This is a genomic window from Sulfurisphaera javensis, from assembly GCF_041154675.1.
GTDB lineage: Archaea > Thermoproteota > Thermoprotei_A > Sulfolobales > Sulfolobaceae > Sulfurisphaera > Sulfurisphaera javensis.
Genome location: NZ_AP031322.1, coordinates 1,305,052 through 1,320,514, shown reverse-complemented (window position 1 = coordinate 1,320,514; position 15,463 = coordinate 1,305,052). Strand labels below are relative to the sequence as shown.

Here is a 15,463-nt window from a genome sequence, read left to right as displayed (position 1 = left end):
AATAAGGCCCTTGTCTCCTAAATTCGATCCACTCTCTATCGAGAAGGAAATACTTGAATTCTGGGAAGAGAATAAAATATATGAAAAATTAAAAGAATATAATAGCAAGTTTGAAAAGAAATTCCTCTTTATTGATGGACCACCGTATCCCTCAAGTCCAGTTCCACACATAGGCACTATCTGGAATAAGGTAATAAAAGACTGTATTCTTAGATATGAGAGACTAGCGGGATATAGAACTTATGATCAGCCAGGTTATGATACTCATGGATTACCAATAGAAGTTGCTATGGAGAAGCAATTAGGTGTTCAGAAAAAATCTGATGTAGTAGAAAAAATCGGTGTAGATACTTTTGTGACCAAATGTAAAGAGTTTGCTATAAATAACGCTAATTCTCTAACGCAAAACTTTAAGAACGTAGGAGTTTTCATGGATTGGAATAACCCTTATATGACATTACATGACTATTACATATCAAATTCGTGGAGACTTGTGAAGAAAGCTTATGAAAGAGGTTTGCTATATAAAGGTGTCCACGTTTTACACTGGTGTCCTAGATGTGAGACAACTTTGGCTGACTATGAGGTTTCAGAATATAGGGATTTAGAAGACCCTTCAATTTATGTTAAGTTCAAACTCAAAAATGAAGATAACAAGTACCTAGTTATCTGGACAACCACGCCTTGGACTTTACCAGCAAATGTGTTTGTAATGATAAATAAGGATTATGAGTATGCAGAAGTTGAGGTTAGTGGAGAGGTATTGATAATTGCCAAAGATAGAGTAGATGATGTGATGAAAGAAGCCAGGATAAAGAATTATAAGATCCTAAGAACTTTTAAAGGAGAAGAGCTACTTGGAAAGCAATATATACATCCCCTAGCTGATATAGTTCCTGCCCAAAAAGGATTAGATAACTATCATATAGTAGTTGATGCTGGAGAGAACGTAACCTTAACTGAAGGTACTGGATTAGTTCATTCTGCTCCAGGACATGGTGATGTAGACTTTGAAATAGGTAAGAAAATTAACGCTCCAGTAGTTATGTTAGTCAATGATAGAGGTGAATTTTTACCAGAAGCTGGTAAGTATGCTGGCAAAAACGTTAGAGAATCAGCAAATGAAATAATTGCTGATCTAAAGCAAAGAAATGCATTACTTTATAGTGGTAAGATAGTTCACAGATACCCAGTATGTTGGAGATGTAAAACTCCTTTAATTCTAAGGGCAATAGAACAATGGTTTATAGGAGTTTCAAAATTGAAAGATGAATTACTAAGAGAGATTGATAACGTAAAATGGATACCGGAATGGGGAAAAACAAGAATAGGTAATATGGTTAAAGAAATTAGAGATTGGGTAATTAGTAGGCAAAGGTTCTGGGGAACACCACTACCTATATGGATATGTAAGAATTGTGGTAACATCATTGTTGTTGGTAGTAGAGAAGAATTAGAAAAAGTTGCATTAAATAAAGTTCCTGATGATCTGCACAGACCTTGGATAGATCAAGTAGTAGTGAGATGTGATAAATGTGGTGGAGAGGCCTATAGAGTATCTGATGTTGCTGACGTATGGTTTGATAGTGGAGTAGCTTTCTTTGCTAGCCTTGGCAAAGATTGGGAAAACAAGTGGAAAGAGATAGGACCAGTAGACTTAGTTTTGGAGGGACATGATCAATTAAGAGGTTGGTTCTTTAGTTTATTGAGAGCTGGAGTAATACTACTTGATAAAGCACCATATAACGCTGTATTAGTTCACGGTTTTATGTTAGATGAACAAGGAAGAGAGATGCATAAAAGCCTTGGAAACTATATTGAACCTTCACAAGTTATTGAGAAGTATGGTAGAGATGTATTAAGGCTATGGCTATTAAGAAATACTACTTGGGAAGATGCGAAATTCTCATGGAAATCAATGGACCAAACAAAGAGAGACCTTAACATAATATGGAATGTTTATGTCTTTGCCTCTACTTATATGAATTTAGATAACTTTGATCCCAGACAATACACTTTAGATTTGCTTAAAAAATATCTTAAATTAGAGGATCTTTGGTTATTATCTAGATACAATAAGATGATAAAGGAAGTTAAAGAAGCAATGAAGGACTTTAAAGTACATGAATTAGCTAATAAGATTACAAGCTTTATAATAGATGATATTAGTAGATTTTACTTAAGATTAGTTAGAAAAAGAGCATGGAATGAGAGTAATGACCCAGACAAAATAACTATGTACTATGTATTATATAAGGTACTGAAGGGATCATTATCAATCTTGTCAACAGTAATTCCGTTTACCGCAGAAAAAATATATCAAGATTTTGTTGTAGATAAGAAAGACTCTGTAAGTATGGAGAGTTTGCCAGAAGTAGAAGAAGAATATATAAATGAAGAAATAGAAAGAGAATTCGAACTAAGTAAGGAAATAGCGGAAGCTGGCTTAAATGCAAGGGCTAAAGCTGGAATAAAATTAAGATGGCCAATTAAGAATGCATATGTATTCCTCGTTTCAGACATCGATGTAAAAATGGCTAGTGCAGTAAAAGATGTAATCAAATTCTTGCTTAATTCTAAGGATGTAGAAATAGGGGGCATTGAAGGTTATAAGAGATTTAGCAAAGTAAAAGCTTTACCTAATAAGGGAACAATTGGACCCGATTTTAAGAGACTCAGTAGTAAAATAATTGAATATATTGAAAATAATTCAGAAAAAGTAGCTGCTGATATTATATCTAAAGGATATCATGAAGTAATAATAAACGGAGAACCTATCCAAATAAAAGTTAATCATGTTAATATACTTGAAGAAACAGAAGAAGGATATGTTTCAGCCAGATTTGATAGAGGTGTAGTTGTATTAAGAAAAGAAATAAATGAAGAAGAGGAAGAGGAAGGAATTGTTAGAGACATTGTAAGAAGAATACAATTTATGAGAAAACAACTAAACGTTCAAATAAACGACTATATAACTTTATATATTAAACCACCAGAAGATAGAACAAATATGATTAAGAAGTGGAGCGATTATATAAAGAATGAAACTAGAGCTAAAGAACTAATTATAGGAGAAAGTAAAGGAGATCTTGTATCCACATGGGAAATTGAAGACGAAGAATATACAATTGGAGTAAGCAAGGCTTGATTTTCCCATATCCTAGAAGAAAAGATTTAAATATTATTTTATTTACATCAATTTTTTCTACTGAGAAAAGTTTAGCTGAAATTACGATTAAATTGTCTTATATAATAAGAATTCTAGCAATTTTTAGAGTTTCAAATTTGTACTGGATTAGTGATTATAAGAATAAAAAAATAATAGATATAATTTCGGATATAATAGATTATGCCTTATTGCCCCCTTATTTAAAAAAGGAGATACCAATAAAGAAAAATCTAAAGAAAGTAGGACTTTTAAATCCTATAAATATTCCCTCTCATATAGTATCAAAAGAGCCAATTGAAGGAGAATATAGATTAGGTAAAAAAGGGATTTTTGGACTTAAAAATAAGTTAAAGACCAACGCTAGAATTATTTTAATTACTAATACAAAACCACTACAAGTTAAAGAATACACTTTTTATCCTTATTATTTAGGTTTTAAAATGCATTTTATTGATTACGAGAAATTACGAGATTTTAATAATTTAATCATTGCAAGTAGATCTGGCAAAAATCCACTGGAATTTGCCAATGAGATTAGATCACTCTACGAAAGAGAAGGTATCTCATTACTAATAGGGCCACCACAAGGAGGTTTATTAAAAAAAGAAGTAAAAAGTTTTGAACATATATATAACTTTATACCAAATCAAGGAGTTAAAGATATTAGAGCTGAGGAAGCATTGGTCTCTTCCTTATCGATTCTTAATTTCATCTTAGGATAGATACATTTTTATACGGAGATTTTTTAAAATGAAGGGAACGAGGGAAAATTAATGGGTCATCGTAAGCTTGCTTCGCCAAGGAGAGGTTCGGCTGGTGTAAGACCGAGAAAAAGAGCTAGCGAAATTTTGCCTACACCTAGAAGTTGGCCGACTATTCAATTAAATGAACCAAAATTATTAGGATTTGTAGGTTACAAAGTTGGCATGACTCATATTTTCATGATTGATGATAAACCTACTTCTCCTAATTACGGGAAAGAAATTTATGTTCCAGTGAGCATAATTGAAACTCCCCCTATTATACCATTAGCACTAAGAGCATACGTTATGGGACCTAAAGGAGAACCTACAACTTTATCAGAATATTGGGGAGAACTGCCAGAAGACGTTCTTAAAACATTACAAACAAGAAAGATTGCTAGACTCAAACTAGATAAAGAGAAAATGAAAGGAAAATTAGATACATTAAATTCTAGGATAAATGACATCTTATATTTAAGAGTTTTAATTACAACTCAGCCAAAGTTGGTTCCTGCATTAGGTAAGAAAAAACCTGAAATAGTCGAAATACAATTAGGTGGAGGAGATATAAAGGCTCAATTAAACTATGCATTAAATATTCTAGGTAAACCTTTAAGTGTAAAGGACGTATTTAAAGAAGGTCAGTTAATAGACATAATTGGTGTAACAAAAGGTAAAGGATTCCAAGGAGTTATTAAAAGATATGGTGTTGTAGAGCTACCTAGATGGCACAAACACAGAAAAGGAAGCAGAAAAGTTGGAGCAAGAGGACCTTCATTCTCTACGCCAAGTTACGTTCCACAACCGGGACAAATGGGATTCCATAGAAGAACAGAATATAACAAAAGAATACTAAAGATATCGGATAATCCAGACGAAATAAATCCAAAAGGTGGCTTTGTGAATTATGGATTAGTTAAGAACACTTATCTTATAATTGAGGGCTCAGTAATTGGCGCTAAGAAAAGACCATTGTTCTTGAGATATCCAATAAGACCAAGTTGGAATCCACAGTCAGTTCCTAAGCTAACATATGTTAATTTATACAGTCAGCAAGGGTGAAATATCCATGTATCTTGAATTACAAGCTAAAAAAACTCAAGTTTTTGATCTTAAAGGAAATAAGATAGAAGAGATAGAATTACCTATTTTCTTTAGTTATCCAGTAAGGAAAGATCTAATAAGAAGAGCTTTTTTATCAGAATTTACAAAATCCTTACAACCTAAAGGAAGAGATCCAATGGCAGGAAAGAGAACATCAGCAGTAAGCTTTGGTATTAACTTAGGATTAGCAAGAGTTCCAAGAGTTAAAACTACTGGAGAAGCTGCCTTAGCACCAAATACAGTTGGCGGTAGATTAGCATTTCCTCCTAAAGTAGAAAAGAGGCTTGAGGAAGAAATCAATAAAAAAGAGAAAAGATTAGCTATAATAAGTGCATTAAGTGCTACCACTGATATTAATTTAGTAAAAAGTAGAGGACATGTTTTTTCTGCCGAAACACTTCCTATAATCGTTAGTGATGATATTGTGAAGATATCTAAGAGTAGTGATATACTGGAAACATTAGAGTCTTTAAAGGTATCAGAAGATATTGAAAGAGTAAAAGAAAAGACTAAAATACGGTCAGGGAAAGGAAAAATGAGAGGAAGGAGATACAAAGAGCCAAAAGGTCCTCTAATTGTAATTCATGAATATGATCCCCAATTTATTAAAGCGTCTTCAAATTTAGCTGGGGTAGACACTATCTTAGCTAAAGACCTAAGTGTTATACATTTGGCCCCAGGTGGTCACCCTGGCAGATTAACCATTTATACTAAATCAGCTATTGATGTACTACGTAAAAGATTTGATGGGAGGTTAGTATTATGATAATTAAAGAATTTTTAACTACCGAAAAAGCTATTAGATTAATTGAATCTCAAAACACTTTAACAGTTATAGTAGAAAAAGGAGCAACTAAGGTTGATATTAAGAAAGAAATTGAAACCATGTTTAATGTTAAAGTAGAAAAAGTTAATACGTTAATAACTAACAAAGGAGAAAAGAAAGCATATGTTAAGCTATCAAAGGAATCTAATGCTACTGATATAGCCCATAAATTAGGAATTCTATGAGGTGAAAGTTATGGGTAAAAGGTTATTACAACAAAGAGCAGGAAGAGGAGGAATAAATTTCAGAAGTCCAAGTTGGAGAAGAGTAGGCAAAGCCAGAATACCACCAATAGAAGGGGAACACGTTGGAAAAGTTATAGACATAGTTCATAATCCAGGTACAAATGCCCCTTTAGCATTAATAAAATTAGATGACGGAACTAAGTTTTATGTTCCATCAGTTCAAGGATTAATAGTTGGTCAAAAAATACAGATTGGCAAAAATGCATCAATTAGTAATGGTAACATAGTAGAAGTAGGAAATGTGCCTGAAGGAACTATAATTTCTAATATAGAAAAAATTAGAGGAGATGGAGGAAAATTTGCACGATCAGCAGGCACATACGGCATAGTAGTTGGAAAGAGTGGAGACAAAGTCTTAGTTAAATTGTCTTCAGAAAAAATAGCTCAAGTTAGTAGTAATGCTAGAGCGATAGTAGGAATTGTTGCAGGCGGTGGAGTTACAGAAAAACCACTCCTTAAAGCTGGGAACAACTACTGGAAATATAAGGTTAAAGCAAAGAAATGGCCCCATGTAAGAGGGGTAGCAATGAATGCAGTATCTCATCCTCACGGTGGCGGATTACATCAAAGTGTTAGTAGGCCATCAACTGTCTCAAGAAATGCACCACCAGGTAGAAAAGTTGGTCACATTGCGGCCAGAAGAACGGGAAGGAAAGAAGGTGCATGAATTTTTAAATTTGTATATATATGTTTAAGGTGATATAATGTCCATGGAATTTCCACCGGAATGGAAAAAGTTTAGATATAGAGGAAAAACCTTAGATGAATTATTAAATATGCCTATGGACGAGTTTATTAAGTTATTACCCGCTAGGCAAAGGAGATCCTTGAAAAAAGGATTTTCAGATAGGCAAAGAAGATTATTAGAGAAAGTAAGAAAATATATAAGAGAAGGAAAATATAATAAAACTATAAGAACTCATGTTAGAGATATGGTAATTTTACCAGAAATGGTTGGACTAAAATTTGCAGTATATAACGGAAAAGAATTCGTAGAATTCCAAGTTGTACCAGAAATGATTGGACATTATTTAGGAGAATTCTCGATAACTACAAAGAAAGTAGAACATGGTGAACCAGGTTTGAAAGCTACTAGATCAAGCTTATTCTTAGCCATGAAGGGATGAACAATGGCTCACTGGACTTATCCTATTTTAAATATAGATGATACAAAAATAGCAAAAGCTGTCATAAGAAATGTTCCAGCTTCCATTAGAGACCTCTATAATGTTTGCAAAGCAATAAGAGGAATGAAACTTAATGATGCAAAGAGATTTTTATATGATGTATTAGATGAAAAGGACGCTCTTCCATTTTGGAGACACTCTCATGGAGCTTCGCACAAATCAAATATTTCACCAAAATGGAAAGTAAAAAGTGGTAGATACCCTAAAAAAGCTATAAAGTACGTATTAAAAGTCCTGGAAAATGCTGAAAATAATGCAAATTCCAAAGGATTAGATATGGACAATGTGAAAATAGTTCATATTGCAGCTCACAAGGGAATAACTATTAAGAGATTTATGCCTAGAGCCTTTGGGAGGTCAACAAGAAAATATAGATACACATCAAATATTGAAGTAGTTTTAGCGGAGGTGTAAGATTATGGTTCTTATTAAGAAATATTTCCTTCAAAAATCAATGACAAAAGTCATGGTAGATGAGTATCTAGCGAAGCAATTCTATAATGCTGAATATGCAGGAGTAGAAATCTTAAAAACACCAATAGGTACTAGAGTCGTTATATATGCTGGTAGGCCAGCATTAATTATTGGTAAAGGAGGAAAAACAATAAAACAATTAGCACAAATGCTTGAAAGATACTTTGGACTTGATAATCCTCAAATTACAGTAACTACTATAGACAATCCAGAATTAAATGCAAGAGTTATGGCATTCAGACTGGCTGTTGCGTTAGAGAAGGGCTATCATTTCAGAAGGGCAGCATTTATCACAATCAGAAGAATTATGAATGCTGGAGCATTAGGTGCTGAAGTCATTATAAGCGGAAAATTAACATCTGAAAGAGCAAAATATGAAAAACTAAAAGAAGGTGTTGTGTATAAAAGTGGGGCTTATTTAGATAAAATTGTAGATAGAGCTATAGCTGCTGCAATGCTAAAACCGGGTGTTTATGGTGTTGAGATACTAATTACAAAACCAATAAAGAGCGTAGATAAAATTGAGATAAGAGAGCAACCTAAAGGAGGTGGTGGAGAGAGTATGGTAACCGTTACTAATGTGAGCTTTATAGACGAATCCCAAAAATCTAGTGGTGGACAACAATGAAAATGAACGAGATATTGGGTTATGAAGTGAAAGATATAAGCAATCAGAATCTTGAACAGTTATTAGAAAAAAAGAAAGAATTATTGAATAAACTGAAAGAGTTGCAACAAGAATTATTAAAGAGAAGAGTAGAAGCTAGAATGGGAACTTTAAAGAATACTGCCTCAATTAGAAATTTGAGAAAAGATATAGCTAGAGTGTTGACAGCTCTTTCTTTATTAAATAAAGAAATAGAAAAGAAAAAGAAGGAGAGCAAGAAATGATAGATTTGATTGGAACTAGAATTAAAATTTTAGGTCATTCTGATCCTTCTTTAATAGGAAGGGAAGGAATAGTTATCTATGAATCTAGGAAGACTTTTCTAATTCAAGCCGGTAGTAAAAGAATAAGAGTTCTCAAAGATAATGGAATTTTTGAATTTTATTTAAATGGTAGGAGTATAGTCCTACCTGGCTCTAAATTAGTAGGTAAATTGGAAAAAAGGTGGTTATAATGGGTAAAAAAGGTGCATTAGTTAAAAATGTTGGAATAGAGGGAATAACTCCTCCCTCAAAAACGTGTGACGATAAAAACTGTCCATTTCATGGAAGTTTAAGAGTAAGAGGAATTTTAATAGAAGGTAAGCTAATTAAATATAGAGCTGAAAAAACTGGAGTAGTTGAAAGAGAATATCTTTTCTACGACGTAAAATATAAAAGATATGAAAGACGTAGAAGCAGAATCCATGCGCATATTCCTCCATGTTTAGATGTTAAAGAAGGAGATAACGTTATAATTGCTGAATGCAGACCAATAGCTAAGTCAGTTTCATTTGTAGTTATAGGTAAAAGGTGATGTGAATGCCGGAAAAACTTCAAGTATTAGGAAGTAGAAAAGGGCTCACACCTGGTTTGCAGCATTATACTACTGTTACTGTTGCAGATAACAGTGGAGCGAAGGAAGCTGTCATAATTGGGATATATGGATACAAAGGAGTTCTAAGAAGAATACCCTTTGCTAATGTTGCAGATCTAGTCATGGTTTCTGTAAGAAAAGGAACACCAGAGGTTAGAAAACAGAAATTTAAGGCCGTGATAGTAAGGCAAAGAATGCCATTTAGAAGACCAGACGGGACATGGATTTCTTTCGAAGATAATGCTGTAGTAATTGTAAACCCAGATGGGACACCTAAAGGCACTGAAATAAGAGGACCTATTGCTAAAGAAGCAGCAGAAAGATGGCCAAAAGTAGCTAGTATAGCTACAATGGTGATATGAATGACCTCACATAAACCCTCCAAGCAAAGATTATTATTATATAACTTACCTAATCATCAGAGACATAAATTATTAACAGCCAAACTATCAGATGAATTACAACAACAGTATGGAATAAAAAGATTACCGATAAGGAAGGGAGATACTGTTAAGGTAATGAGAGGAGATAAGGATATATTTAATTTTGAAGGAAAAGTAATACAAGTAGATAGAAAAAAAGGAAGAATAGCAATTGAGGGATTAACTAGAAAGAAAGCTGATGGAACCCCAGTTTACAGATGGATTCATGCTTCTAAAGTTATGATTACAAAATTGGATTTATCTGATCCTAAGAGAAAAGAGATAATTGAAAGAAAAAGAAAAGCAAGAGAAGAATATTTAAAGAAGAAAGAACAAACAACGGAGGCGAAGTAAATTGGCTCACATAACTCGATTCGAAGCTCCCTGGTTCTTAAACTTAAGTAAAAAGGAATACAAATGGACAATTAGAGCAAATGCTGGTCCTCATAAATTATCTGAGAGTATTCCTTTAGCCTTACTACTAAAACATTACCTTAATGTTGCAGAAACTACTAGAGAAGCTAAGAGGCTAATTTTCGACGGAAAGATAACAGTTGATGGGAGAGTTAGAAAAGATTATAAATACCCTGTTGGATTAATGGATGTTGTAGCTATTCCTTCTTCTGATCTTTACTTTAGAATAGTTCCTGATAATGTAAAATATCTATTCCCAGTTAAAATTTCAAAAGAAGATGCCAAATATAAGTTCGTTAGAATAATTAATAAGACGACAAATAAGAACGGAAATTTACAATTAAATCTTGAAGATGGTAGAAATATTTTAATTCCCAAAGAAAAAATACCTGAAATGAATTATCCTACATTAACTACATTAAAAATTGAAACTCCTTCACAGAGCATAGTGAAAACTTATGAAATTAAAGAAGGAAAATATGCTATAGTAATCGGTGGAAGAAACGTAGGACTACATGGAATAATTAAATCAATACAATATGCAAACTACAAGAAAAGGAAGTATAGCATTGTAGCTATAGAGCAAAAGAATGGAGAGATTGTTGAAACTAATCTTCAAAACGTTATGGCAATTGGAGAGAATGAAATTGATCCTAATGTGGGGGTAAAGTAAATGGCCGTAACTCAAACTACAATAAATCCAATGAAAAAAGTAAAACTAGAAAAAGTAACTGTGAACATTGGAGTAGGAGAAGCTGGGGAAAGATTACAAAAGGCATACCAACTATTACAAGAACTGACTGGTGTAAAGCCAGTTTATACTATAGCCAAAAAGTCAATCAGAGAATTTGGAGTAAGAAAAGGAGCACCAATTGGAGTAAAGGTAACTCTTAGAGGGAAGAAAGCTGTTGAGTTCTTGAATAAAGTACTAGCTGCTGTTGGGCATAGGATAAAGGCATCAAGCTTCGATGATTATGGAAATATAAGTTTTGGAATATCTGAACACGTCTTGATTCCTGGAACTAGGTATGATCCAGAAATAGGAATATTCGGTATGGATGTAGCAATTACATTAGTTAGAGCTGGCTACAGAGTAATGAGAAGAAAAAGAAAGAAGGCACATATTCCTAAGAGACATAGAATGATAAATAAAGAAGAAGCAATGGAATTTCTAAAGCAAAACTTTAATGTTACGATTATAGAGGGGTAAAAGAAATGGGTAAATATAAGCCACCAGCCGAAAGAAAATATGGAAAAGGAGTACAAGTTTGTAGAAGATGCGGAAGTAGGGACTCAGTAATACAAAAATATGGTTTATATTTATGTAGACAATGCTTTAGAGAAGTAGCTTATGAAATGGGATTTAAGAAAACGAGGTGAAAAAATTATGGTTAATTTAAATCCTTTAGCAAATGCCTTAACAACAATCTACAATAATGAAATGAGAAGAAATAGGCAAGCAATAATCATGCCAGCATCAAAATTAATAATTAACGTCCTTAGGACTATGCAAAAGGAAGGATATATAGGAGAATTTGAGTTTATAGATGATGGTAGATCTGGAAAAATAGTAGTTCAGTTATTAGGAAGAATAAACAAATGTGGTCCAATTACACCAAGATACCCCTTAAAATATAAAGACTTACTAACTTTACCCGATTATGTTAGAAGATATTTACCTTCTAAAGAAATAGGAGTATTAATAATTTCAACTCCAAAAGGAATTATGACACATAAAGATGCAATAAAGGAAAGAACAGGAGGAGTAGCATTAGGTTACGTTTATTAGGGTGATCCTTATGAAAGCTGTTCATTTATATGAAGAAATAGAAATTCCGCAAGGAATAACAGTTAACATAGATGGCATGAAAGTTAAAGTAAAAGGACCTAAAGGAGAAATAGAAAAGGATTTTAGCCATATAAGTAGTATTGAACTAAAAAAAGAAGATAATAAAATAATAGTAGAAACTACTTTTGCTGATAGGAGAAAGAAAGCACAATTCTATTCAATAATTGCTCATATTGAAAATATGTTTACTGGTGTAACAAAAGGCTATAGATATTATCTTAAGATAATTTATACTCACTTCCCAGTTACTGTAAAAGTAAGTAGTAACGAGGTACAAATACAAAACCTAATAGGAGAAAAAAACATAAGAAAAGCCAAGATACTTCCTGGAGTTAAAGTTACTGTTAAAGGAGAAGATATAATCGTAGAAGGTCAAGATATTGAAAACGTTAGTCAAACAGCAGCTAATATTGAGTTAGCTACTAAAATTACTGGTTATGATAGAAGAGTTTTTGCAGATGGAATTTACATATATAAAAAAGAGGTGATAGGTAGTGAGTCAACAGAATAAGAATATTAGAAAAATCCAAGAGAAAATAAAGAAAATAAGAGAAAATAAACTAGAGTTTTTACGATATGATTGGGACAAGTTCTATAGAATAGGAAGGCAAGAAACATGGAGAAAGCCTAAAGGGATAGACAATCCAATGAGATTAGAACTTAAAGGCTATCAACCAAAAGTAAAAATAGGATTTAGATCTCCAAAAGATATAAGAGGCTTACATCCATCTGGTCTTATACCTTTCTATGTCTCTAATAAAAAAGACTTAGAGAAAGCTTCACAAATGAAAGAAAAAGTAATTGTTATTCTTTCCTCAAAGTTAGGTTTAAAAAAGAGATTAGAGTTAATTGAAGAGGCTAAAAAAATGGGATTAAAATTAGCTAATGGGTGATATCGAATGCCAGAATTTGCTCTCCAAAGAAGATTAGCAGCTGAGCTAAGTAATGTAGGTGAAAATAATGTTAAATTTAACACAGAATTCCTAGAAGATATAACAAGTGCAATAACTAGGGACGAAATTAGAAAATTGATAAAAGAAGGAAAAATAATTATAGAGAAGAAAAAAGGTATTAGTGGAGGAAGATTAAAAGAAAAAAGAGAAAAAAGAAGAAAGAGGGGAGAAAAAAGAAAAAGTGGAAGCAGAAAAGGAACTGCTGGTGCAAGAAGAGGCAAAAAAGAACAATGGGTAACAAAAATAAGAAAATTAAGAATATATCTAAAATATCTAAGAGATAATGACATAATTGACAAAAAAGTATATAGATTAGCATATAGGAAAGCAAAAGGTAACTCTTTTAGAAGTTTGTCAGATCTTAAAAATTACCTAAGACAACTGGGTGTAAAGGTGGAATAACTCATGGCTCACGGTCCTAATTATAAGGTAAAATATAGAAGAAGAAGAGAAGGTAAAACGAATTACTACAAAAGATATACTTATGTCATAAATAATGCAACTAGGTTAGTTGTTCGAATAACAAATAAATACATTATAGCTCAAATAGTCAAATTTAACCCTAAAGGCGATGTAGTTATTGCTGCCGCACACTCAATAGAACTAGCTAAAAAGTTCGGTTGGAAAGGTGATACAAACAACACACCTGCAGCATACCTTACTGGCTACTTATTAGGGGTTAGAGCTTTAAAAGCTGGAATAAAGGAAGCAGTAACTGACATTGGATTGTTTGTACCAGTAAAAGGAGGCAGAATTTTCACTGTAATAAAAGGAACTATAGATGCAGGACTACAAGTTCCAGTAGGCGAAATTGGAGTTAGTGAAGATAGAATTAAGGGTCTTCATATTGCAACATATGCTCAAAAGCTAGAATCAGAAAACCCTGAATTATTCAAAAGATTATTTTCTAAATATTTAGAAAGAGGACTTCATCCAAAAGATCTCCCTTCTCACTTTCAAGAAGTTTTAAATAAAATAAAATCCGGTGGTGCATAATGGCAGAAGAAGTACCTGTAATAAATCCAGAAGAATGGAAACCCAGAACTAAGATAGGGCAGTTAGTTAAAGAAGGAAAAATAACGTCAATGAAAGAACTATTTGAGAAGAATTATCCTATTACTGAACCGGAAATAGTAGATGTATTATTACCTAAATTAAAATATGAAGTGATGGATATAAAGATTGTACAAAAACAGACAGATGCCGGTGAGATCTCTAAGTATAAAGTCTTAATTGTTATGGGTAACATGGATGGTTATGTTAGTTACGGTACAGGAAAAGCTAAGCAGCTAAGAGTTGCTATACAAAAAGCAATAAAGGATGCCAAAATGAATATTATACCAGTAAGAAGAGGATGTGGAAGTTGGGAATGTACTTGTGGTGAACCGCATAGTTTGCCTTTCAAAGTTTATGGAAAGGCAGGGAGTGTTGAAGTACTATTAATGCCAGCTCCCAAAGGTACTGGGTTGGTTGTAGGTCCTGCGTTAAAGACTTTGTTAACTTATGCTGGGATAAAAGACGCTTGGTCTCTAACTAGAGGATCAACTTATACTACAGAGAACTTTATAAAGGCTGGATATAATGCACTTTATAATACTTACAAATTTGTTACTCCAATAGATTGGATGAGGAGGAAATAAAATGGTAACGCTTTTAGGAATTATAAGAATTAGAGGTTATGCAGGTACACCTTGGTACATACAAGATACTTTAAAATTGCTAAGATTGCCAAGAAGATTTAATGCTATGATTTATGAAGATACTCCTTCTATAAGAGGAATGCTTAAAGTAGCAGAACCATATGTAACATGGGGAGAATTAAACGAAGAAAGCTTAAAATTACTTTTGACCAGATTAGAAACTAAAATAGGTCATAAGAGAATTACAGATGAAATTCTCAAGACACAATTAAAAATAGATGGATATGATAGTTTTGTAAAAAAGATAATGACTGGAGAACTAAAGTTGCATAAGCTCGATGACTACTTTAAATTACCGATCAGACTTCATCCACCAAGTGGTGGATTCAAGGGTAAAATAAATAGACCTTTTAATGTTAAAGGTGAATTTGGTTATAGAGGAGAAAAGATAAATGAACTAATTAAGAGGATGGTCTAAATGACAGTTAGGAGAGAGAAAAAAAGTAGAAAATATAGAGGTTATAGGACTCATGGCTGGGGTACTAAAGGACAGCATAGAGATAGAGGCGCACAGGGAAGTAGACAAATAGGAATGCATAAGGAAAAATGGTCATGGCTAGTAAAATATGGAGAAGGATGGTATGGTAAGCACGGTTTTGTAAATCCAACATCAAAAATCTATAATGTAATAACAATGAGAAAATTACAAGAATTATTAGATAAAGGTATAGTCAAAGTTAAGGAAGAAAATGGCAAGAAGATTGTGGATTTAACTGAATTAGGCTATGATAAACTTATTGGGAGCAGTGGTTTAAAAACACCACTAATCATTAAGGTTGACAAAGCTAGTAAAAAAGCAATGGAAAAAATTAAGGAATTAGGAGGAGAAATTATATTAACCACAAGTGAATAGGC

General features: G+C 32.9%; 25 protein-coding genes. All 25 read left to right on the top strand.

Translation table 11 applies throughout. The features are described from left to right. The first annotated feature begins 10 nt into the window (after nt 1-10). From ileS to ACAM25_RS07160, 25 genes are read left to right on the top strand one after another with little or no spacing between them, the layout of a single operon-like run. Nucleotides 11-3,148: an isoleucine--tRNA ligase gene (gene ileS, locus ACAM25_RS07280; protein ID WP_369609077.1), complete on the top strand. Its 3,138-nt coding sequence runs from the start codon at nt 11-13 to the stop codon at nt 3,146-3,148. Continuing rightward, a complete protein-coding gene (locus ACAM25_RS07275) occupies nt 3,145-3,891 on the top strand; it encodes a putative RNA uridine N3 methyltransferase (protein ID WP_369609076.1) in 747 nt (248 codons plus the stop codon). Before ileS ends, ACAM25_RS07275 begins: the two co-directional genes overlap by 4 nt. A 51-nt stretch (nt 3,892-3,942) precedes the next feature. Then, nucleotides 3,943-4,974, top strand: coding sequence for a 50S ribosomal protein L3 (locus ACAM25_RS07270; protein ID WP_369609075.1), 1,032 nt, complete (start codon nt 3,943-3,945; stop codon nt 4,972-4,974). 7 nt (nt 4,975-4,981) lie between these two features. Beyond that, nucleotides 4,982-5,782 carry a 50S ribosomal protein L4 gene (gene rpl4p, locus ACAM25_RS07265; RefSeq protein ID WP_369609074.1) on the top strand — a complete coding sequence of 267 codons (801 nt, stop codon included), beginning with the start codon at nt 4,982-4,984 and terminating at the stop codon, nt 5,780-5,782. Continuing rightward, complete coding sequence (locus ACAM25_RS07260; RefSeq protein ID WP_369609073.1) at nt 5,779-6,027, top strand: 50S ribosomal protein L23; 249 nt, start codon at nt 5,779-5,781, stop codon at nt 6,025-6,027. Before rpl4p ends, ACAM25_RS07260 begins: the two co-directional genes overlap by 4 nt. 10 nt (nt 6,028-6,037) lie before the next feature. Further along, nucleotides 6,038-6,754 (top strand): 50S ribosomal protein L2, encoded by a 717-nt coding sequence (locus tag ACAM25_RS07255; protein ID WP_369609072.1) that lies wholly within the window; start codon nt 6,038-6,040, stop codon nt 6,752-6,754. A gap of 37 nt (nt 6,755-6,791) precedes the next feature. Further along, nucleotides 6,792-7,214, top strand: coding sequence for a 30S ribosomal protein S19 (locus tag ACAM25_RS07250; protein ID WP_369609071.1), 423 nt, complete (start codon nt 6,792-6,794; stop codon nt 7,212-7,214). A gap of 3 nt (nt 7,215-7,217) precedes the next feature. Then, nucleotides 7,218-7,688 carry a 50S ribosomal protein L22 gene (locus ACAM25_RS07245; RefSeq protein WP_369609070.1) on the top strand — a complete coding sequence of 157 codons (471 nt, stop codon included), beginning with the start codon at nt 7,218-7,220 and terminating at the stop codon, nt 7,686-7,688. A gap of 4 nt (nt 7,689-7,692) precedes the next feature. Beyond that, on the top strand, nt 7,693-8,376 hold the full coding sequence (locus tag ACAM25_RS07240) for a 30S ribosomal protein S3 (protein ID WP_369609069.1): 684 nt from the start codon (nt 7,693-7,695) through the stop codon (nt 8,374-8,376). 14 nt (nt 8,377-8,390) lie between these two features. Further along, the gene (rpmC, locus tag ACAM25_RS07235) at nt 8,391-8,639 is read left to right on the top strand and encodes a 50S ribosomal protein L29 (protein ID WP_369611633.1); all 249 of its coding nucleotides are present in this window, start codon (nt 8,391-8,393) and stop codon (nt 8,637-8,639) included. Then, a complete protein-coding gene (locus ACAM25_RS07230) occupies nt 8,636-8,869 on the top strand; it encodes a ribonuclease P protein component 1 (protein WP_369609068.1) in 234 nt (77 codons plus the stop codon). Before rpmC ends, ACAM25_RS07230 begins: the two co-directional genes overlap by 4 nt. After that, complete coding sequence (locus tag ACAM25_RS07225) at nt 8,869-9,210, top strand: 30S ribosomal protein S17 (protein WP_369609067.1); 342 nt, start codon at nt 8,869-8,871, stop codon at nt 9,208-9,210. The genes ACAM25_RS07230 and ACAM25_RS07225 overlap by 1 nt, the downstream gene beginning before the upstream one ends. A 5-nt stretch (nt 9,211-9,215) precedes the next feature. Then, nucleotides 9,216-9,632, top strand: a complete 417-nt coding sequence (locus ACAM25_RS07220) for a 50S ribosomal protein L14 (protein ID WP_369609066.1) — start codon at nt 9,216-9,218, stop codon at nt 9,630-9,632. Beyond that, entirely contained in the window at nt 9,633-10,046 is a 414-nt protein-coding gene (gene rplX / locus ACAM25_RS07215) for a 50S ribosomal protein L24 (protein ID WP_369609065.1), read from the top strand. 1 nt (nt 10,047) lies between these two features. After that, complete coding sequence (locus ACAM25_RS07210) at nt 10,048-10,779, top strand: 30S ribosomal protein S4e (protein WP_369609064.1); 732 nt, start codon at nt 10,048-10,050, stop codon at nt 10,777-10,779. Beyond that, the gene (locus tag ACAM25_RS07205) at nt 10,780-11,316 is read left to right on the top strand and encodes a 50S ribosomal protein L5 (RefSeq protein ID WP_369609063.1); all 537 of its coding nucleotides are present in this window, start codon (nt 10,780-10,782) and stop codon (nt 11,314-11,316) included. A gap of 5 nt (nt 11,317-11,321) precedes the next feature. Then, the gene (locus tag ACAM25_RS07200) at nt 11,322-11,486 is read left to right on the top strand and encodes a 30S ribosomal protein S14 (protein ID WP_369609062.1); all 165 of its coding nucleotides are present in this window, start codon (nt 11,322-11,324) and stop codon (nt 11,484-11,486) included. Nucleotides 11,487-11,493: 7 nt separating this feature from the next. Beyond that, nucleotides 11,494-11,895, top strand: a complete 402-nt coding sequence (locus ACAM25_RS07195) for a 30S ribosomal protein S8 (RefSeq protein ID WP_369609061.1) — start codon at nt 11,494-11,496, stop codon at nt 11,893-11,895. Between the two features lie 10 nt (nt 11,896-11,905). Then, complete coding sequence (locus ACAM25_RS07190) at nt 11,906-12,466, top strand: 50S ribosomal protein L6 (RefSeq protein WP_369609060.1); 561 nt, start codon at nt 11,906-11,908, stop codon at nt 12,464-12,466. Further along, the gene (locus tag ACAM25_RS07185) at nt 12,450-12,848 is read left to right on the top strand and encodes a 50S ribosomal protein L32e (protein WP_369609059.1); all 399 of its coding nucleotides are present in this window, start codon (nt 12,450-12,452) and stop codon (nt 12,846-12,848) included. Before ACAM25_RS07190 ends, ACAM25_RS07185 begins: the two co-directional genes overlap by 17 nt. Nucleotides 12,849-12,854: 6 nt before the next feature. Then, on the top strand, nt 12,855-13,310 hold the full coding sequence (locus tag ACAM25_RS07180) for a 50S ribosomal protein L19e (protein WP_369609058.1): 456 nt from the start codon (nt 12,855-12,857) through the stop codon (nt 13,308-13,310). Between the two features lie 3 nt (nt 13,311-13,313). After that, nucleotides 13,314-13,904: a 50S ribosomal protein L18 gene (locus ACAM25_RS07175; protein ID WP_369609057.1), complete on the top strand. Its 591-nt coding sequence runs from the start codon at nt 13,314-13,316 to the stop codon at nt 13,902-13,904. Beyond that, on the top strand, nt 13,904-14,548 hold the full coding sequence (locus ACAM25_RS07170) for a 30S ribosomal protein S5 (RefSeq protein ID WP_369609056.1): 645 nt from the start codon (nt 13,904-13,906) through the stop codon (nt 14,546-14,548). Before ACAM25_RS07175 ends, ACAM25_RS07170 begins: the two co-directional genes overlap by 1 nt. 1 nt (nt 14,549) lies before the next feature. Next, nucleotides 14,550-15,026: a 50S ribosomal protein L30 gene (locus ACAM25_RS07165; RefSeq protein ID WP_369609055.1), complete on the top strand. Its 477-nt coding sequence runs from the start codon at nt 14,550-14,552 to the stop codon at nt 15,024-15,026. Beyond that, entirely contained in the window at nt 15,027-15,461 is a 435-nt protein-coding gene (locus tag ACAM25_RS07160; protein WP_369609054.1) for an uL15 family ribosomal protein, read from the top strand. It begins immediately after the preceding gene. Nucleotides 15,462-15,463: the final 2 nt, after the last annotated feature.